Source organism: Gaetbulibacter aquiaggeris, from assembly GCF_044003965.1.
GTDB classification, from domain to species: Bacteria; Bacteroidota; Bacteroidia; order Flavobacteriales; family Flavobacteriaceae; genus Yeosuana; species Yeosuana aquiaggeris.
The window spans coordinates 232,293-252,398 of record NZ_JBAWKC010000002.1 but is presented as its reverse complement, the minus strand read 5'-3'; the positions used below and the strand labels follow the sequence as shown (position 1 = coordinate 252,398).

Here is a 20,106-nt window from a genome sequence, read left to right as displayed (position 1 = left end):
CATTTACATTAAAATTGTAAGTGGGATTTTTAATTTACTTTTACTGAAACATGCACTACTAAGCCTTCGTTAGAACGAACATTAAATACGGTATCATCGTCAAAAATAAGATACTGCCCTTTAATACCAGTAAGGATACCAGTATACATTTGATCTTTAATGATGTTTAAACTTTTAGGCTTCACAGGATATTTTGCCACTGGAAAATCTATATTAGTTTCGGTGTTTGAAGCAATATAATACTCTTTAGCTTCATCTGGAATATATTGTTTTAACCGTTCACGCCATTCCACTAGATTTTCATCAACAATGTCATTTTTCAACATGGTTCTCCAATTAGTTTTGTCACCAACATGGTCTTTTAAAGCAACCTCTGTGATTCCGGCTAAATAACGATTAGGAACTTCAACAATTTCAATAGCTTCATGAGCACCCTGATCAATCCAGCGGGTTGGTATTTGGCTTTTTCTGGTTACCCCTACTTTTACATTGCTGGAGTTGGCCAAATACACAATATGAGGTTGTAACTGTACCTTCTTTTCATATTCCAAATCACGATCTTCCCTTTCTAAATGCGCAGTACTAAGCTCTGGCCGCATAATCCAATCGGCAGCCTGTGGAATTTCAAAAAAACAACTTTTACAAAACCCTTGCCTGAAAACAGGCAGATCCAATCCACAATTTAAACATTGGTATTTAACAAATTCAATGGTGATTTTTTTATCTATTAACTGGTTAACATTGATAAAATCATTTTCAAAAACCAAATAGTATTGAATAGGTTGAGAGAATTCAGTTTCCATTTTTGTTAAAACGCCTTCAAAAGTCATGAAAAAAAGTGTTATTTTTAAGAACTTAAAGATAAAACAAATATGCCAATTCCATTAGTAAATTCTATTGCTTCTTGGTTCCTGAAAAAACGATTTCATCAAATAGAATTGTTTTTAAAATACCCCAATGAAGTTCAAACAGAATTACTTTTAAACCTTATTGAGACTGCGAAAGACACACAAATTGGCAAAAAGTTTGACTTCGCCTCTATTAATAATTATAGAACATTTGCCGAACGGATACCAATTTCAACTTATGAAGAGTATCATAACATCATTGAAAGATCAAGAAATGGAGAGACCAATATTTTTTGGCCCACACCAATAAAATGGTTTGCCAAATCTAGCGGTACCACAAATGCGAAAAGCAAATTTATACCTGTTAGTATGGAATCCTTAGAAGATTGCCATTATGCTGCAGGTAAAGATTTATTATGTATGTATCTTAATAATAATGAAAACTCTCAAATGTTTACAGGCAAAAGTTTACGTCTTGGCGGAAGCAAAGAACTTTACAGAGAAAACGGAACTGTCTTTGGAGATTTATCGGCTATTTTAATTGATAATATGCCACTTTGGGCCGAGTTTAGTAGCACCCCAAGCAATAAAGTCTCATTAATGAGTGATTGGGAATATAAAATGCAAGCTATTGTTGATGAAACTATCAATGAAAATGTCACCAGTTTGACAGGAGTTCCATCCTGGATGCTGGTATTGCTAAATAATGTTTTAGAAACTACGGGTAAAAACAATTTGTTTGATGTTTGGCCTAATTTAGAAGTATATTTTCACGGAGGTGTAAGTTTTTCACCATACAAGGATCAATACAAAAAATTATTGCCGCAATCTCGATTTAAGTATTATGAAATTTATAATGCTTCTGAAGGATTTTTTGCCATTCAGGACAAAAACAATTCCAGTGAATTATTACTGATGCTTGATTACGGAATTTTTTATGAATTCATCCCAATGGACACTTATGGAACCTCAGCACAAAAAGTGATTCCTTTAAGTGAAGTTAAACTGCATCAAAATTATGCCGTAATCATTACTACCAATGCAGGATTATGGCGCTATAAGATTGGTGATACTGTCCGATTTACGTCCGTTAATCCTTATAGGATAAAAGTCTCAGGTAGAACAAAACATCATATTAATGTTTTTGGCGAAGAACTCATCATAGAAAATGCCGAGGAAGCACTGAAAAAAGTATGTAAAAAAACGAAGTCTCAGATTGTTGATTATACGGCTGCTCCCATCTTCATGAAAGGAAAAGAAAAGGGGGCACATGAATGGATTATTGAGTTTAAAACACATCCAGAAGACATTCACTATTTTAATGAGTTATTTGACAATGCACTTAAGGCCTTAAATTCAGATTATGAAGCCAAACGCTATAATAACATTACCCTTAACAAGCCTTCTATTCATGTTGCCAGAAAAAATCTCTTTTATGATTGGTTAAAACAAAACAATAAACTTGGAGGTCAGCACAAAGTACCACGACTTTCAAATACCCGAGATTATATCGATGAACTGTTAAAGTTAAATACCTAACTAAATTCCTTTTATCGGATAAATTTGTTTTATCCGTTTTTTGAACGACTATTAAACGATATTAATCTAAAAATCTAAAAAAGGTTTTGCTTAATAATTAATTCCCTTTACTTTTAAAAAATAATTAAACCATCTAATATTATTCAAGTAAATATCCATTATTAATTAACATCCATAAAATAAAAAACCACTCTATAATTAGAGTGGTTTTTTTATATATATAAGTTGAACTTATTTTAAGAAACAGCTTTTAACTTTTTAATCGTTGTTTTTGATATTTTTTCCTCAGCATACAGTTTAGTAACATTCAATTTCTTTTCATCACTACTCGGTAATTCAAACATCGCATCGGTTAAAATTTCTTCACATAAGGAGCGTAAACCCCTTGCGCCTAATTTGTATTCTATGGCTTTATTAACTATATAATCTAATGCGCCATCGGTAATGCTGAAATCCACATCATCCATCGAAAACAGTTTTTTATACTGCTTAATAATAGCATTTTTAGGCTCCGTTAAAATAGCACGAAGTGTTTTAGAATCTAAAGGATCCATATAAGTAAGCACCGGTAATCTTCCAATTATTTCAGGAATCAAACCAAAATCTTTTAAATCCTTTGGAATAATATATTGTAACAAGTTGTCTTTATCTACAACTTCATCAGAAATAGAAGCACTATATCCAACAGCCTGCATATTTAAACGTTTTGAAATATGACGGTCAATACCATCAAAAGCACCACCAGCTATAAATAAGATGTTCTCAGTATTGACTTCAATAAATTTTTGATCGGGATGCTTACGACCACCTTTTGGCGGAACATTTACAACGGTACCTTCAAGAAGTTTTAACAAAGCCTGTTGCACGCCTTCACCTGAAACGTCTCTTGTAATAGACGGATTATCACTTTTACGAGCAATTTTATCAATTTCATCAATAAAAACAATACCCTTTTCAGCCTTTTCTAAATTATAATCAGCCGCTTGCAATAAACGAGTCAAGATACTTTCAACATCTTCTCCCACATAACCTGCTTCAGTTAAAACTGTTGCATCTACAATTGCTAAAGGCACATTAAGCATCTTCGCAATGGTTTTTGCTATTAATGTTTTACCTGTTCCTGTTTGCCCAACCATAATGATATTACTTTTCTGAATATCAATATCATCAGTAGTAATAGGCTGTAATAAACGTTTGTAATGATTATAAACAGCGACGGCCATTACTTTTTTGGTCATATTTTGACCAATAATATATCCGTCAAGAAATTCTTTGATTTGTTGTGGCTTGCGTAATTTTAATTCCGCGAACAAGTCACTGCTGTCACTTTGCTTTGATTCTTCAAGAACAATGCCGTGGGCCTGTTCAATACATCTATCACAAATGTGCGCGTCTAATCCCGCTATTAATAAGTTTGTTTCTGGTTTTTTACGACCACAAAACGAACATTCTAATTCTTCTTTTGCCATTAATTTTTATCTATTCGGGGAATAAATTTTCATAATTCCCTGTCTAACAATTCGTTAAAATTACGATTTTTTATTTAATTACGAGCCAAAATCTCATCAATCATACCGTATTCCTTAGCTTTATCGGCTTTCATCCAATAATCTCTATCACTGTCAGCATACACTTTATCGTATTCTTGACCAGAATGCTTACTAATAATTTTATATAGTTCTTCCTTTAAAATAAGTATTTCTCTGGCTGTGATTTCAATATCACTTGCCTGGCCTTGAGCGCCACCTAAAGGTTGATGAATCATAACTCTTGAATGCGTTAATCCGCTGCGTTTACCTTTTGTCCCTGCGCACAACAAAACAGCTCCCATAGAAGCTGCCATTCCAGTACAAATAGTTGCAACATCAGGCTTTATAAACTGCATGGTATCATAAATACCTAAACCGGCATAAACACTTCCTCCTGGAGAATTAATATATATTTGAATGTCTTTAGAAGAATCTGTACTTTCTAAAAACAACAGTTGTGCTTGAATAATATTAGCAACCTGATCGTTTATGGCGGTTCCCATAAAAATAATTCGATCCATCATCAAACGAGAAAACACATCGAATATGGCAATATTCATTTGACGCTCTTCAATAATGTTTGGTGTTAAATTTGTTGGGTACATACTACTCATAATTTTGTTGTAATACGTACTGCTAATTCCTTGGTCCTTTATGGCGAATTTTTCAAATTCCTTTGCGTAATCCATTGTTAAATTTTATTATTAAACTTTAATTAAAATCCCAATTTTACCTAGGATGCGAAAATCTCAATTGTGAAAATTAATACCCTTTTCACAATTAAGATTTTACTGAAAAAATAGGTGCTTAATTTTAAAAAATTGGGCACCTAAAGATAAGGAATAATTATTTATTAATGCACTGCTTATTTCTTACTATAAGCTTCTTTAACAAAATTTTCATAAGTCACCTCTTTTACTTTCAAATTTGCTTTCTCTTTATAAAGCTTGAGTAACTTCTGGCTAATTAATTGTTCTGAAATACGTCTTGCTTCCTCTTGATTTGACAAGACACGAGCCGCAATATCTTCAAGTTCTTTATCAGTAGGATTCAATTGACCAAATTGAGCCATTTGCCCTTTGATCATCTCTTTAGCATGATTTTTAATATCTTCAATGGTCACCTGAACTTTATTATCTGTGATAATCTTTCCTTCAATTAATTGGTAACGTAAGCTTTTTTCAGATTTTTCATATTCTTCTTTAGCTTGATCAACATCCAACGGTTTCTCACCGGCAGTTTGTAACCATTTTTGTAAAAACTCTGCAGGTAAATCAAATTTAGTACTATCCACTAAATATTCAGTTACATCATTTAACAACTTTTGATCTGCTTGTTGTGCAAATTGTTTTTCAGCATCTTCTTTAATTTTTTCTTTTAATTCAGTCACTGATTTCACAACATCTTTTCCAAAAAGTTTATCAAACAATTCTTGGTCTAATTCTGCCAATTCACGTTTATTAATTTCTGTAATTGTAAATGTGACTGGTATATCTAAACCATGAACTTTATCATGATTTACTTTTAAAGCGTGCATTAAATCGTGGTCATCATTATAAAGCCCTTTAGTTTCAAGGGAAATAATATCACCTACTTTTGAACCAATAAACTTTTTCGAAACCGATTTTTCTTTAAACTTATCTAAAGTTAAAGTAATAGTGTTTTCAATTTCATGTGCTTCATTTTTGAAAGTTCCAGTAATTTCACTGTCTTTTTCAACAGCATTTTGAGACACTAATTTGCCATATTGCTTTTGAATATTTTCAATTTGCTCATCAATCATTTTAGAATCAGCAACTATAATATATTGGGTAATAGCTTTTTTGCTTTTTAACTCAACTTCAAATTCTGGAGCTAATCCTAATTCAAACTCAAAAGAAAATCCATCAGAATCCCAGTCAATACTATCTTGTGTTTTTGGCAATGGCTGTCCTAAAACATCTAATTTCTCTTCAGTTAAATATTTATTTAAAGCATCTTGCAATAACTTATTGACTTCATCAACAAGTACTGCTTTACCATATTGTTTTTTAACCATTCCCATAGGAACGTGTCCTTTTCTAAAACCAGGTATGTTAGCTGTTCTACGATAATCTGTTAAGATTTTTTCAACTTTATCGCTATAATCTTCTTTAGCAATATCAACTTTCACTACAGCGTTTAACGCATCACGGTTTTCTCTTGTAATATTCATTTTAATTGGTATGAAGCCCTAAATGGGCATTTAACATATAAGGTATTTAATACCCAGCAATTTATATAACTAAAATAGGGATGCAAAAATATAATAATTTTACATCCCAACAAAGTTTTAACTTATTTGGTTTATGCTATTTTTCTTCTTCTTTTAAAAAAGAATGAAATATGGATTGTAAGATTGATAAAAGGACACTAAAAAGAATGGCAATCCAAATGCTACTAACAGAAAAACCGTCAATTAACTTATCAGCAAGCAGAATGATCAGTGCATTTACCACAAGCATGAATAGCCCTAATGTGACTATGGTAATTGGCAAGGTTAAAATTACCAAAAAAGGTTTTACCAAAAGATTTAATAAAGATAAAACTACGGCTACAAGAATGGCTGTAGTATAACTTTCTACATATACTCCAGATAATATTTTAGATAGGATTACAACTGCTAACGCATTTAATAATAATTTGACAATAAGTTTCATAGTTAATTAAATTATATTTTTATTGAACACCAACTATTATAGGCAATGAATATGGAAAAACAACAAGTTTGCCCCTTTTTTGTCCGGGCTTCATTAGAGGCAATAAATTAATCACACGAATGGCCTCCTCTGTAAGCGCGGGCAGGGGGGATTTAGCATTAACATCAACCACTTTTCCCTGCTTGTTTATTTTAAAAAATACATTGATTTTAATTCTCTTACCGCTAGTTATTCCATATTTTTTTATCAAACTGGTATTAAATTTTTGATTAACAAATTCACTAACAGCTTTATACATACACTTTTTATTGGCCTTATTCCCAAGAAATTTTTCACAATCAGGATGAACTGGCACATTCTCAATCATTCCATTTGGGACGTCAACAAGCATTGAAGAATCGCTCTTAGATTTTAGTAATTTCCCTTTTTTGTACTTTATTTCATTTATTTGGTTTCCTGATTCATCATAATGAATTTCTTTACTTTCTTTTTCATTTAATTTATGATTACCCTCAACTTTTAATTTTCCATCCGGGTAGTACTGTTTATAAATTCCTTCTTTATATCCATTGTTATAAGCAACTTCCCATTCAACTATACCGGTTTTTAAAAAAAATCCAAATCCCTGATAAATCACCATCATTATAAGTGCTTGTTATTTTTAATTCTCCTGTCTCATAATACTCTTTTAAATATCCTTCAGGATAAACTCTTTCAAAAAACAAATTACCATTTTTAAAGTATTCCTTAAATTCAAATTTAGATTCTGCTATTTTTTTAGTTTCATATTTTAATTCTCCAGAACTAAAAAAAGATTTACCCTCTCTATTTTTTTTCCTTTATGATAACTATAAATATGACTCAATGTTCCATTTTCAAAATACTCTTTCCATTCCCCAACTCTTTCTTGGTTTTTGTATTCCCCAGACACTTTAAGTTGACCATTATCATAATGCATTTCAAATAACCCATTTTCTTGAGAAAAAGATAAATGGCTAAAAAACATCAAAGCAAATACTGAGATGGAACATTTCATTAACATAATGCATCTTCTATTTTAGTAAATGTAAGAATTTCATCTAACAAATTCCATAACAGCCTCAAAAAACTCTTTGGGATTTTCAGCATGTAACCAATGCCCGGCATTTGAGATGGTCACTATTTCTGCTTTTGGAAAATGGTGGATTATCAAAGATTCATCCTGAGAATTAATATAATTTGATCTTTCACCACGTAAAAATAAAGTGTCTTTTAAAAATTTGACTTCATAAGGCAAAGCTTCACCAACTTCTGCAATATTTTCAGCTAAAGCTTTCAAATTTATACGCAGTGCCAGTTCCCCTTTTTCTTTCCAATATAAATTTTTGAGTAAAAACTGACGTGTCCCAAAATCAGGAATGTAATTATTTAAAACTGCATCTGCCTCGCCTCTACTTTTAATAATTTCAAAATCTAAAGCATTTAACCCTGCCAAAATTGTTTCATGATGTATTGGGTAAAATTTAGGGGAAATATCAGCAACAATTAATTTTGAAACCAATTGCGGATATTCTGTTGCAAACAGCATGGCCGTCTTTCCACCCATTGAATGACCTAACAAAATAATGTTTGAAAGATGATGCTTATCACAATATTGTTTTAAATCTTGAACTAACACTTTATAATTAAAAATGTCATCCCAAAAACTACTGCCATGATTACGCTGGTCAACCAAATGCACCTCAAAACCTGACTCACTTAGTTGCTTGCCGTGTGTTTTCCAATTATCACCCATGCCCAAAAAACCATGAAGAATAACAAAAACCTGACCTTGTCCCTTACCCAATATATTTGAATGTAAAACCATTATTTTAGTTTATGCAAATACATATTAATAACATTTTCAACACCTAAATATAAACTTTCTGCAATTAAAGCATGACCTATAGAAACTTCTAATAAATTGGGAATATTTTCCTTGAAAAATTGAATGTTATCTAAAGACAAATCATGACCTGCATTAATACCCAAACCAAGTTTGCTAGCCAGTTGAGCACATTCCGCATAGGGTTTAATGGCCTCCTTGTTTCCTAAGCTATATTGATGGGCAAAAGTTTCTGTATATAACTCAATTCTATCAGTTCCTGTTTCTTTTGCGCCTTCAATTTGTTTTAATACCGGATCGACAAAAATAGAGGTTCTAATATCATTTCGTTTAAATTCATTAATGATATCAATCAAAAAATCTTTATGCTTCAAAGTATCCCAGCCTGCATTACTTGTTATTGCATTCACAGCATCCGGCACTAAAGTGACTTGGGTTGGTTTGATACTTAAAACTAACTTCATAAAAGAATCAACCGGGTTTCCTTCAATATTATATTCAGTGTAAACTTCTGGCTTTAAATCATAGGCATCTTGATACCGTATATGACGTTCATCCGGCCTGGGATGCACAGTCACACCTTGCGCGCCAAATCTTTGAACATCCTTTGCAAACTGCACGACATTAGGAACATCGCCACCTCTTGAATTTCTTAAAGTAGCAATCTTGTTTATATTTACACTTAACTTTGTCATTGATCACTTTTTAATTGACAAAAATACAAAGTAGAACAGGCTTATGTCCTTTTTTTTTGATTAATTTTGTTTAGTTTTAAAACATAACAATGGATCTCACATCATATATTCTTAATGATATAAAGCCTATAAAAAGCAATAGTAAAATAAATGATTTGATGTTGCTGTTTAACCAATTAACATTTTCTCATATTCCAATAATTAATGAAGAACAAGTGTTTTTAGGTTCTTTTTCTGAAACAGATGCACATTGTTTTGATAGTGACACGTCATTAAGCGATTATAAATATGCCATTGAAGATTTTTTTGTTAGAGCAGAGACAACCTGGTTAGATGTTTTACAAGCTTTTACAAAACACCATACAAATGTGATGCCTGTATTAAATGAAAAAAATGTTTATTTAGGTTACTATGAGCTTAAAGACATTATTGGATTGTTTAATGAAACACCTTTCTTTTATGATGCAGGCAGTATTTTAGTAGTTGAAAAAGGAGTTGATGATTATTCGTTTAGTCAAATAAGTCAGATTGTAGAATCCAACAATGGTAAACTTCTAGGTGCATTTGTTTCCAAATCCAATAATGAAATTATTGAAGTAACCCTAAAAATTGGAAATACTGGGCTAAATAATATCATACAAACTTTTAGACGTTACAGCTACAATATTATTTCGGGTCATGAAGAAGATAGTTATATAGAAAGTCTTAAAGAACGCTCTGACTATTTGAATAAATATTTAAACATGTAAGTTATGAAAGTTGCTGTTTTTGGAAGATTTTACAATACCACCACAACATTTTCAGTGGACACACTTTTTAATTATTTAAAAAAAAAACAGATTGACGCCTACATTGAAAGTGAATTTTATAAACTTATTGATGATAGCGATCCCAACAAAATTTATTATCTACATGATAAACAATTTGACACCTTAGATACTTCTTTTGATTTATTGATAAGTATTGGAGGCGATGGCACCATTTTAAGAGCTATAACCTTTGTTAAAGATATTGGTATTCCAATTATTGGAATTAATACAGGCCGATTGGGGTTTTTAGCAACCATTCAAGTAAGTGATATTGAATTAGCCATTCAAAATATAATTGATGGCAAGTACAGAATTTCTGAAAGAAGTTTGCTAACCATAGAGACTTCCTCAAAAAATGAAGATATCAGTTCTTTAAATTTTGCGCTTAACGAAATAGCTGTAAGCCGAAAAAACACAACCTCCATGATTACTGTTGAAACCTATTTAAATGGAGAATACCTTACTTCCTATTGGAGTGATGGCCTTATTATTTCAACACCAACCGGTTCAACAGGTTATTCTTTAAGTTGTGGCGGACCAGTAATAACTCCAGAAACAAATAGTTTTGTTATAACCCCTATTGCACCTCATAATTTAAGTGCTCGCCCATTAATTATACCTGATGACACTGAAATTCAGCTCAAAGTTACAGGCAGAGAAGAAAGTCATTTAGTATCGTTAGATTCAAGAATTGCAACTTTAGAAAACGGAACAATCATTAAAATTAAAAAAGCCCCATTTACAATTAAAATGGTTGATCTATTAAACGAAAGCTTTTTAACAACTCTTCGCAAAAAGCTTCTTTGGGGCGAAGACAAGCGTAATTAGGCAATATTTTTCAATAAAATATGTTTTAAAGCTAATTCAATTAGGTTCTAATTGCATTAGCCTAATCATATTTATTATATTTGCAAACTTTTAAATCTCTATGAGGTATATAGCCATTTTTATTTTAAGCATTGTAAGCATTCAATCCTGTTACTCCCAAATTAATGAATTGGGAATTTTTGTTGGTGGAAGCAACTTTATAGGTGACTTGGGCAGCACCAATTATATTTCCCCTAATCAATTAGCAATAGGTGGAATTTATAAATGGAACAAAAGTCCAAGACATTCTTACAGAATATCTCTAACTTTTACTGATTTAAAAGGAGAAGACGCGAAATCAGATGATCCAAGACGAATTCAAAGAAACTATAGTTTTTCTAATCAAATCATAGAAATTTCAGGCGGAATGGAATTTACATTTTTTGATTTTAATTTGCATTCAGGACATAAAATAGCTACACCTTATTTGTATTCTGGTATTTCTGTTACCAATATTGAAGACACTTATTTTTTAAACGGAACACAAACCTCTCAAAACTCTTCAAGTTGGGCTTTCGGCATTCCAATGGTTTTAGGTTTTAAGTCAAATTTTCTTGGAAATTTCATTGTTGGAATAGAAGTTGGTGCTCGTTATACTTTTTCTGACAACATTGAGGGAAGCTTTCCAAAAGACGAGGGACTTCAAGTTTATAGGTTTGGAAACCAAAATAATAAAGACTGGTATACTTTTACCGGCATAACACTAACCTATACTTTTGGAGAAAATCCTTGTTATTGCCCAAATTAATAATGAGCTTAAAAGAACACATAAACGACAGCAGATTACCTAAGCATATTGCTATTATTATGGATGGCAATGGCCGCTGGGCGAAAAAGCAAGGAATGGCCAGAGCATTTGGGCATGAAAATGGCGCTAAAGCTGTAAGGCAGGTTGTTGAAGGTTGTGCTGAACTTGGGGTAGAAAATTTAACGCTTTATGCGTTTTCTACTGAAAACTGGAATAGACCAAAATTAGAAGTACAAACGCTTATGCGGCTTCTAATTTCCTCATTAAAAAAAGAAATTAAAACACTTCATGACAATAACATAAAGCTTTGTACAATTGGTAATTTAAGCACTTTACCATCAAAAGTTTTTAAAGAGCTTGTTGATGTTATGGAAAAAACAAAATTAAATACCAGAATGACTTTAACAATTGCTTTGAGCTATGGCTCAAGAGAAGAATTGTTAAGCACCATAAAAGAAATAAGCATTAAAGTTAAAAATAATATAATTTCGCCCGAAAAAATTGATGAATCAATTATTAATGAGCATCTTTACACGCGAAATTTACCAGATGTAGATTTACTTATTAGAACCAGTGGGGAACAACGAATAAGTAATTTTTTGCTTTGGCAAATTGCATATGCAGAATTGTATTTTACAAATACACTTTGGCCAGATTTTTCAAAAGAAGATCTGTATCATGCTATTATTGAATATCAAAAAAGAGAACGACGATTTGGGAAAACAAGTGAACAAATTAGCTAATATATTGTTATTGAAAACATATTTTAAACACTGCATATCGTTAATAATTATTATTGGCAGTATTAATATCCAAGCTCAAGAAATTACTTATAATTCTGACAAAAAATATGTTTTAGGAGGGGTTACTGTCTTAGGCAACTCCAGTTTCAGTGAACAAACTATTATTACTTACTCCGGATTAAGCGAGGGAAAAGAAATCACTATTCCCGGTGAAGAAATAAGTAATGCCATAAAAAAACTTTGGAGTTCTAAGCTCTTTAGCGACATTGAAATATATGTTACCAAAATTGAAGACAACGTAGCCTATTTAGAAATTAGGCTTTCTGACTTACCTGAACTTAATGAAATAAAAGTAAATGGTGTTAAAAAGGGTAAAGTTGAAGGTATTATTAAGGATAATAAATTACAAAAAGGTGTCAAGGTGACTGAAAACCTTATGACTAATACTAAAAACTTCCTTGAAACAAAATATAAAAAAGAGGGATTTGTTAATACTAAAATTAATTTCAGAACTATTGAGGTAAAAGATTCCATTCAAAAGGCTCGGGTTAATTTAGTTCTAAATATTGACAAAGGAGAAAAAGTAAAAATAAAAAATATTGTGTTTAATGGCAACGATGTTTTAAGTGATAAGCAGCTTAGAAAAAGCATGAAAAACACTAAAAAGATAAATCGTCTTCGCATTTTAAAACGTTCAAAATTTATTGACTCTGCCTACCAAAAAGATTTAGCAAGCGTAGTTGATAAATACAAGGAAAATGGTTATAGAGATGCCCGAATTTTATCAGACAGCGTGATTATAAATGATGATAAAACCATTTCACTTCAAATCAAGGTAAATGAAGGTGAAAAATATACGTTTGGTAATATTTCATTTATAGGAAATACCGTTTATACCAATCAGCAATTATCTAGAATTTTGCGTATCAACAAAGGAGATACTTATAATGGTGTTTTACTTCAAAAACGAATTGCAGACAATTCAAAACCTGATGCTGATGATATTACTAATTACTATCAAAACTTTGGCTATTTATTTTCAAATATAAACCCAGTTGAAGTTGGGGCAGAAAATAATGTTATTGATATGGAAATAAGAATTGTTGAAGGAAAACCTGCTTATTTCAATAATGTGACTGTTGTTGGAAATGATAAAACTAATGACCATGTCATTTACCGGGAAATAAGAACAAGACCTGGGCAATTATACAGTAAGGCAAATGTTGTTAGAACGGTTAGAGAACTGGGGCAATTAGGGTTTTTTGACGCCCAAGAAATCGCTCCAAATTTTATCAACCCAAATCCTAATGAAGGAACTATTGACATAGAATATTCTGTAAAAGAAACAGGATCAAGTCAAATAGAACTTCAAGGTGGTTATGGTGGAGGCGGCTTTATAGGAACATTAGGGCTTTCATTTAATAATTTTTCCATTAAAGACATCTTTAAAAAAGACGCCTATAAACCAATCCCAATGGGTGATGGTCAAAAGTTAGCCTTGCGTTTACAAGCCAGTAGATTTTATCAAACTTACAGTTTTTCGTTTTCAGAACCTTGGTTGGGAGGCAAAAGACCGGTGCAATTTTCAACCTCTTTATCTCATACAAAGCAGTTTTTATATAATTTTCAAACCAGAAATGCTGATAAAAGCAAAAGTTTTAACATTACTGGAATTACGCTTGGGTTAGCTAGACGTTTATCTGTTCCAGATGATTATTTTACATTATCACAAGCCATCAGTTTCCAGCGTTATGATTTAAATAACTATAATACTGGTTTATTTACATTTGGTGATGGTTATGCAAACAACTTATCTTATACCGTTGGCTTAAACCGAAATAACACATATAATGATCCTATTTATCCAACAGGTGGTTCAAATTTTGACGTAAGAGCAAAGCTTTCCATTCCTTATAGTGTATTTTCAAAAGTGGACTATACAGCGTTAAAAGAAGAGCGTGATGGATTAATAATAATTAGAGATGATGCCTCTCAAAATTCTGTAAACAGAACAAGTGCATCAACAAGAATTGGTGAAATTGACCAAGAACGCTATAAATGGTTAGAATTCTACAAAATTAATTTTAAAGCGGATTGGTTTACCCAAGTTGCCAAAGATTTAGTTTTAAGACCAAGTGCAGAATTTGGATTCTTAGGGGCCTATAATAATGACAGAGGTGTAATCCCTTTTGAACGGTTCTTTCTTGGTGGTGATGGTTTAGGAACTTATAGCTTAGACGGAAGAGAAGCCATTGCTTTACGCGGTTATCCAAATCAATCATTATCAAGTCAAGATGGAGGCACTATATATAATAAATTCTCATTAGAACTTAGATATCCTATTACTTTAAAAGCCTCTGCTAAAATTTATGCTTTAACCTTTTTAGAAGGAGGAGCATCTTATAATAGTTTTAAAGATTATAACCCTTTTCAACTGTATCGCTCTGCCGGATTAGGTATTCGTATTTTTATGCCTGCTTTTGGATTATTAGGTATTGATTTTGGTCATGGATTTGATCCTCTACCAGGAGAAATTAACAAACATGGATGGGAAACACATTTTATTATTGGTCAACAATTTTAAATTTGGCACGATATTTTCTAATAACAGTTTGATGATTTGAAAGAAGAATTGAAATTTTTAAGATTAAAATTCGTTAATTTTGAAAGATCAATTCAAAAATTGACAGATTTAATTAGAAATCATCTGTTGTTTTTAGAATTTAAAGTAAATAATAATAGGAATTATAAAAACAGGCACATGAAAACTAACGTTCTTTTTTTACTGACATTTGTGTTCATATTCAGCTTTTCATCTAAAGCGCAAAGAGGAGTAAGAATAGCCTATATAGATACAGAATATATTTTAGAAAATGTTCCAGAATATCAAGAAGCAACATTACAGCTCAATCAAAAAATTCTTAAATGGAAAAGTGAAATTGAGGAAAAATTATCTCAAATTGAACAAAAAAGAAAAGATTTAAGCAACGAAAAAACACTTTTAACCAAAGAACTTATTGAAGAGCGTGAGGAAGATCTTGCTTTTGAAGAGAAGGAAATTTTAGACTATCAACAAAAACGTTTTGGACCTAATGGTGATTTAATGATTCAAAAGCAGCAGCTAATGCAGCCTATTCAAGATCAGATTTTTTCGGCGGTTCAAGATTTAGCTGCTTCAAAAAAATATGATTTTGTGTTTGATAAGTCATCTGATGCCACTATGTTATATTCAGCTAAACAGTTTGATTTAAGTGAGCAAATATTAAGGAGTATTACAAGATCATCAAAACGAGAACAGGCAGAATCTAAAGCTGAAAGGAAAGCGGCTCAAAATGAAGAATTACTGCCTGAAATCAATCAAGAATTAGATGCGCGTGAACAAGCATTAGAGGATAAAAAAACCGCAAGAGAAAGTGCTGTTGAAAAAAGAAGACAAGAAATTTTAGCAGATCGCGAAGCAAAAAAGTTAGAAGCTGAAGCTAGAAGACAAAAAATATTAGATGAAAGAGAGCAGGCTAGACAAGCCAAATTAGATGCTAGAAAAGGAGAAACAGAAACTAAAGAACCGCAAACTAATATAGACGCAAATATGACAGAAACCAAAGCGGCTGAAGTAAAATCGACTGAAGAAAAAGTTACTGAGACAAAAACAAGAGAGCAGCTTATTGAAGAAAACAGACAGAAAAAATTAGCTGAAAGAGAAGCCAGAAAAAAAGAATTAGAAGAACGAAAAAAGAAAATATTAGAAGAACGCCAAAAGGCAAAAGATAGTACAAACAATAACAATTAATAATTCACAACAGTTAACACTTTTAAAAAATGAAACAATTAAAAACACTTTTATTAGCAACAGCACTATGCATTGGGACTGTAAGTTTTTCACAAGCACAAAGTAAAATTGCTCATATAAATACCCAGGATTTAATAACTGCAATGCCGGAATACAAAGCAGCGCAAACACAACTTGAAACACTTACTAAATCGTATCAAGCAGAAATTCAAAACATGGCTACTGAGTTTCAAAACAAAGTAAAGCAATATGAAGCAGAAGCTCCTACTAAAACCGATGAGGAGAATGCAAAAAGAGGTCAAGAAATCCAAGGGATGCAAGACAATATCAGACAGTATCAAGGTCAAGCTCAACAAGACATGCAAACTAAAGAGATGGATCTTTTAAAGCCAATTACTGAAAAAGCTAAAACAGCTATTTTAAAAGTATCAAGAGCTCAAGGTTTTGACTATGTTTTAGACTCTTCACAAGGAGTTGCTATTTTAACTGATGGTAAAAACTTGTTGGATGATGTTAAAAAAGAATTAGGTATCTAGAATTTTATCTAATTTAATTTATATAAAGCTGCTTTAAACAAAGCAGCTTTTTTATTTTTGTATACTATGCAAACAAATCCTATTGGCATTTTTGATTCTGGTATTGGAGGCACTTCCATTTGGCAAGAAATTCACAGTCTTTTACCAAATGAAAATACCATTTATTTAGCTGATAGTGCCAATGCCCCTTATGGCATCAAGGGCAAGCAAGCGATTATAGATTTAAGTGTTAAAAACACCGAATATTTAATTCATCAAGGGTGTAAATTAATAGTAGTTGCTTGCAATACCGCTACCACAAATGCCATTAGCTTATTAAGAAAAAACTATGAGGTTCCATTTATTGGTATTGAACCAGCAATAAAGCCTGCTGCCTTAAATTCAAAAACAAAAGCCATTGGAATTCTTGCTACTAAAGGAACACTTTCAAGTGAGCTATTTAATAATACTTCCAGTTTATATTCACATGGATTACAAGTGGTTGAGCAAGTTGGCGAAGGATTGGTTGAATTGATTGAAATGGGAAAAGTTAATTCTGAAGAAGTAAGAATGCTTTTAAAAGAATATTTAAAACCAATGCTGGAAGCCAATATTGATTATTTGGTATTAGGATGCACACATTACCCTTATCTCATTCCATTATTACTAGAAATGCTTCCAAAACATATTAAAATAATTGATTCTGGGGAAGCGGTAGCAAGACAGACTAAAGCTGTTTTAGAAAAACATCATCTTTTGAACACACAAACAACCAAATCAAAAAATACCTTTTTTACAAATGGAAATCCTGAGATATTAAAAGGGATTTTAGATAATCGTTTTGAAGTTGATTATTTAAATTTTTGATGAAAAAACAATTAATTTTCAATCAACTCGAGTAAAATAAACTGGTTGAATTGTTTTCCAAGTATGTTAAAGTTATTGTCAGAAACCAATATTAATGATTGATGCCCATTTGATAACTTAGGTCCCAATGTAATACCTTCAATATTATCAATACTATTATCTGTTAACTTGTCCCTTAAATTCTCAAAATTTAAAAGCAATTTCTTTTTAGCCGCAATAAAATCAAAATCTTTTAAGCTGTTCATTTTAATTGTGTTTGTTACGTCAGAAACATTGGCCTCAAATATTTTTATTGTATTCCCTTCATTTCCCAATCCACTAGAATAACTTCGCTCTAAAATTAAAAAGGTATTCGCATTGTATTGAACTAAATCCGTCAGGCCGTTAACGGAAAAATTGCCCAATGACTTTTTGGCTACAGGCTCTAAAAAATAGGCAAATTGCTTTTCTGGTGATTTTGTTTTAGAACTTATATAGGTTATTCTAATCGGCGATTTTGTAGGAGTATATTGTGGCTCTGGGCCATCTGCTTCCAAAGGTAATTCCATACCTAACCAAAAGCCTTTTTTATCAGAAGCCATACACAAACCTTCCAGGGTTGCATTATGTCTGGGTTTTTGAATACTATTTGATTTAAAAGCAACAGGGATTTGAAAGGTGTTTTGTATTTGCCCACTTGGATTTATGCTAAAAAATAAGGGATCTTTTTGCCTTAAAATATGCCCTTCACTTGTTAACAAGATTTGGTCCAAATCAGAATCATATCGAATGGATTCTAAATCAAGATATTTTGATGAATCATCAATTGATATGACTTTTTCAAATGTGATATTAGATATTTTATCGTCATCAATAACTATCTTAGCTTCATAAACTCTGGGATTATTTGAATCATCACAGACCAAATAATAATGCCCATTATAATAATCAATACCAGATAATCCTCCAATAAGTGTATTGTCCATAATCAAATTATCTGGCACAATATACTCGCTCAAAAAATTTATTTGTAAATCTTTGGAAGACTTTAATTTTGTGCTTCCACAACCAATTACAAATAACGCTAATAGAGATAAGGAAACCCTAAAAAAGAAATTACTCATACCACCCTGAGTATTTAACGTAGTTTTCTGCAATCCTATTTATCTCTCCGGAAATTAATTCTTCACTAATATCCTTTACTTTTTTTGCTGGAATTCCAGCATAAATACTTCCAGATTCTACTTTGGTGTTTTTGGTAACAACCGCTCCAGCCGCAATAATACTGTTGCTTTCTACCACGCAATCATCCATCACGATACTTCCCATACCGATAAGGACATTATCATGAATTGTACAGCCATGAACTATGGCATTATGACCAATGGAAACATTGTTGCCGATATTTGTTGGAGATGTTTTATAGGTTGCATGAATAACGGCACCATCCTGAACATTAACTTTATTGCCCATTTTTATATAATGAACATCACCACGGATAACAGCATTAAACCATACGCTGCATTGACGACCCATTGAAACGTCACCAACAATAGTGGCATTTTCCGCTATGTAACAGTCATCTGGAATATTAGGGGCAACACCATTAAGAGATTTTATAATTGGCATACTATTAGTTTACTGCAGGACATTTACAATCATACTTCTCTTTTCTGCAATTGAAATTATATCCAAGCGTCAATTGATGAAATCCACCACTAGTAAAAACTAAAGAATTGGTTTGATAAGTATAGGTATATGCAAACATAAATTGTTTAAGGTCAACGCCTAAAATAGGTGTGATTTGTTTTAGTTTTTGGCTACTAACACCTGATCCATCCAAATATTGAGCACCATCAAAACTGTTTCTAAAAGAAATTCCTCCCCAAATTTTACCAAAGTCCATGTCTTTATAAACTTTTCCATTTAAATCTATAGCAGCCTCTTGCGTACCTTCTTTATATTGAAACATCACAGATGGTTCAAAACTCCAGTCGCTTCCAAGTTGACCAAATACACCCCCTACAGAAAATAAATAACGCCTTAGGTTGCTTGTGATTTCTATATCATTATTAATTCCCGAATTTTTCAATACATTCTTAACAGTTGCATGGGCATAATAGTCTAAAAAATGATAAGAAAAACCAAGGTCAACATTAAAATTAGTCTCACTCTGAACAATACCATCAATAATATTATCTGGTCCATCAAACAAAAAAGTTGTTTCATCTAATTTATATTGAATAAAGCCAGCACTTAAACCAAAAGATAACATATTTAAATCCACTTCATTTCTTGAAAACATTAAATGATGTGCATACGTTACATATGCCCCAGTTTGTGAATGATACCCATTTTTATCTGTATATAAAATACCTCCGATAGCCGATGGTGTTTCACCAATTCTACCATTAACACTTAAAGTTAAAAGTTTTGGAGCATCTTCATGACCAAACCATTGTTGACGAGCCGTAAGTCTTACTTTAGAGCAGTTAGCAACTCCTGCCATTGATGGATGAATCAAATAATAATTATCAGTAAGATAATCTGTATATATAGGAAGTCCTTCTTGAGAAATTGCCATCTGAGAACATAAAAACCCAATAGTTAAAAAAACGATATTTCTAAATTTCAT

General features: G+C 31.9%; 21 protein-coding genes. 9 read left to right on the top strand and 12 right to left on the bottom strand.

The window, feature by feature from the left end:
• Nucleotides 1-29 precede the first annotated feature (29 nt).
• Nucleotides 30-830 carry a DUF2797 domain-containing protein gene (locus tag V8G56_RS07460; protein WP_395437819.1) on the bottom strand — a complete coding sequence of 267 codons (801 nt, stop codon included), beginning with the start codon at nucleotides 828-830 and terminating at the stop codon, nucleotides 30-32.
• A 42-nt stretch (nucleotides 831-872) separates the two neighbouring features.
• Here V8G56_RS07460 and V8G56_RS07455 point away from each other — a divergent pair, with 42 nt between their 5' ends.
• On the top strand, nucleotides 873-2,387 hold the full coding sequence (locus V8G56_RS07455; RefSeq protein WP_395437818.1) for a GH3 auxin-responsive promoter family protein: 1,515 nt from the start codon (nucleotides 873-875) through the stop codon (nucleotides 2,385-2,387).
• Nucleotides 2,388-2,623: 236 nt separating this feature from the next.
• Here the strand turns inward: V8G56_RS07455 and clpX are convergent, their stop codons facing one another.
• The 8 genes from clpX to V8G56_RS07415 all read right to left on the bottom strand — a co-directional run bounded on the left by clpX (nucleotide 2,624) and on the right by V8G56_RS07415 (nucleotide 9,153).
• On the bottom strand, nucleotides 2,624-3,856 hold the full coding sequence (gene clpX / locus V8G56_RS07450; protein WP_395437817.1) for an ATP-dependent Clp protease ATP-binding subunit ClpX: 1,233 nt from the start codon (nucleotides 3,854-3,856) through the stop codon (nucleotides 2,624-2,626).
• 74 nt (nucleotides 3,857-3,930) lie between these two features.
• Nucleotides 3,931-4,605 carry an ATP-dependent Clp endopeptidase proteolytic subunit ClpP gene (gene clpP / locus V8G56_RS07445; RefSeq protein WP_331631684.1) on the bottom strand — a complete coding sequence of 225 codons (675 nt, stop codon included), beginning with the start codon at nucleotides 4,603-4,605 and terminating at the stop codon, nucleotides 3,931-3,933.
• Between the two features lie 176 nt (nucleotides 4,606-4,781).
• The gene (tig, locus tag V8G56_RS07440) at nucleotides 4,782-6,110 is read right to left on the bottom strand and encodes a trigger factor (protein ID WP_395437816.1); all 1,329 of its coding nucleotides are present in this window, start codon (nucleotides 6,108-6,110) and stop codon (nucleotides 4,782-4,784) included.
• Between the two features lie 136 nt (nucleotides 6,111-6,246).
• On the bottom strand, nucleotides 6,247-6,594 hold the full coding sequence (locus V8G56_RS07435; protein WP_331631680.1) for a phage holin family protein: 348 nt from the start codon (nucleotides 6,592-6,594) through the stop codon (nucleotides 6,247-6,249).
• Between the two features lie 19 nt (nucleotides 6,595-6,613).
• Entirely contained in the window at nucleotides 6,614-7,237 is a 624-nt protein-coding gene (locus tag V8G56_RS07430; RefSeq protein WP_395437815.1) for a hypothetical protein, read from the bottom strand.
• A gap of 147 nt (nucleotides 7,238-7,384) precedes the next feature.
• Entirely contained in the window at nucleotides 7,385-7,630 is a 246-nt protein-coding gene (locus tag V8G56_RS07425; protein WP_395437814.1) for a toxin-antitoxin system YwqK family antitoxin, read from the bottom strand.
• 39 nt (nucleotides 7,631-7,669) lie between these two features.
• Complete coding sequence (locus V8G56_RS07420; protein ID WP_395437813.1) at nucleotides 7,670-8,440, bottom strand: alpha/beta fold hydrolase; 771 nt, start codon at nucleotides 8,438-8,440, stop codon at nucleotides 7,670-7,672.
• Complete coding sequence (locus V8G56_RS07415) at nucleotides 8,440-9,153, bottom strand: pyridoxine 5'-phosphate synthase (RefSeq protein ID WP_395437812.1); 714 nt, start codon at nucleotides 9,151-9,153, stop codon at nucleotides 8,440-8,442. Before V8G56_RS07415 ends, V8G56_RS07420 begins: the two co-directional genes overlap by 1 nt.
• An 89-nt stretch (nucleotides 9,154-9,242) precedes the next feature.
• On the opposite strand from V8G56_RS07415, the gene V8G56_RS07410 reads away from it, so the two are divergent.
• From V8G56_RS07410 to murI, 8 genes are all read left to right on the top strand, one after another.
• Nucleotides 9,243-9,902: a CBS domain-containing protein gene (locus tag V8G56_RS07410; protein ID WP_395437811.1), complete on the top strand. Its 660-nt coding sequence runs from the start codon at nucleotides 9,243-9,245 to the stop codon at nucleotides 9,900-9,902.
• A gap of 3 nt (nucleotides 9,903-9,905) precedes the next feature.
• Nucleotides 9,906-10,790: an NAD kinase gene (locus V8G56_RS07405; protein WP_395437810.1), complete on the top strand. Its 885-nt coding sequence runs from the start codon at nucleotides 9,906-9,908 to the stop codon at nucleotides 10,788-10,790.
• 100 nt (nucleotides 10,791-10,890) lie between these two features.
• Nucleotides 10,891-11,577: a type IX secretion system protein PorG gene (porG, locus tag V8G56_RS07400; protein ID WP_395437809.1), complete on the top strand. Its 687-nt coding sequence runs from the start codon at nucleotides 10,891-10,893 to the stop codon at nucleotides 11,575-11,577.
• A gap of 2 nt (nucleotides 11,578-11,579) precedes the next feature.
• Entirely contained in the window at nucleotides 11,580-12,320 is a 741-nt protein-coding gene (locus tag V8G56_RS07395; RefSeq protein ID WP_395437808.1) for an isoprenyl transferase, read from the top strand.
• A complete protein-coding gene (locus tag V8G56_RS07390; protein ID WP_395437807.1) occupies nucleotides 12,256-14,904 on the top strand; it encodes a BamA/OMP85 family outer membrane protein in 2,649 nt (882 codons plus the stop codon). The genes V8G56_RS07395 and V8G56_RS07390 overlap by 65 nt, the downstream gene beginning before the upstream one ends.
• 36 nt (nucleotides 14,905-14,940) lie before the next feature.
• On the top strand, nucleotides 14,941-16,110 hold the full coding sequence (locus tag V8G56_RS07385; RefSeq protein WP_395437806.1) for an OmpH family outer membrane protein: 1,170 nt from the start codon (nucleotides 14,941-14,943) through the stop codon (nucleotides 16,108-16,110).
• A 29-nt stretch (nucleotides 16,111-16,139) separates the two neighbouring features.
• Nucleotides 16,140-16,646 (top strand): OmpH family outer membrane protein, encoded by a 507-nt coding sequence (locus V8G56_RS07380; protein WP_331632534.1) that lies wholly within the window; start codon nucleotides 16,140-16,142, stop codon nucleotides 16,644-16,646.
• Nucleotides 16,647-16,712: 66 nt separating this feature from the next.
• Complete coding sequence (gene murI, locus V8G56_RS07375; protein WP_395437805.1) at nucleotides 16,713-17,492, top strand: glutamate racemase; 780 nt, start codon at nucleotides 16,713-16,715, stop codon at nucleotides 17,490-17,492.
• A gap of 11 nt (nucleotides 17,493-17,503) precedes the next feature.
• Here murI and V8G56_RS07370 read toward each other — a convergent pair whose 3' ends face one another.
• The 3 genes from V8G56_RS07370 to V8G56_RS07360 are packed head-to-tail and all read right to left on the bottom strand — an operon-like array spanning nucleotide 17,504 to nucleotide 20,106.
• The gene (locus V8G56_RS07370; RefSeq protein ID WP_395437804.1) at nucleotides 17,504-18,595 is read right to left on the bottom strand and encodes an esterase-like activity of phytase family protein; all 1,092 of its coding nucleotides are present in this window, start codon (nucleotides 18,593-18,595) and stop codon (nucleotides 17,504-17,506) included.
• Complete coding sequence (locus V8G56_RS07365) at nucleotides 18,588-19,100, bottom strand: gamma carbonic anhydrase family protein (RefSeq protein WP_395437803.1); 513 nt, start codon at nucleotides 19,098-19,100, stop codon at nucleotides 18,588-18,590. Before V8G56_RS07365 ends, V8G56_RS07370 begins: the two co-directional genes overlap by 8 nt.
• A 4-nt stretch (nucleotides 19,101-19,104) precedes the next feature.
• On the bottom strand, nucleotides 19,105-20,106 hold the full coding sequence (locus tag V8G56_RS07360) for a PorP/SprF family type IX secretion system membrane protein (protein WP_395437802.1): 1,002 nt from the start codon (nucleotides 20,104-20,106) through the stop codon (nucleotides 19,105-19,107).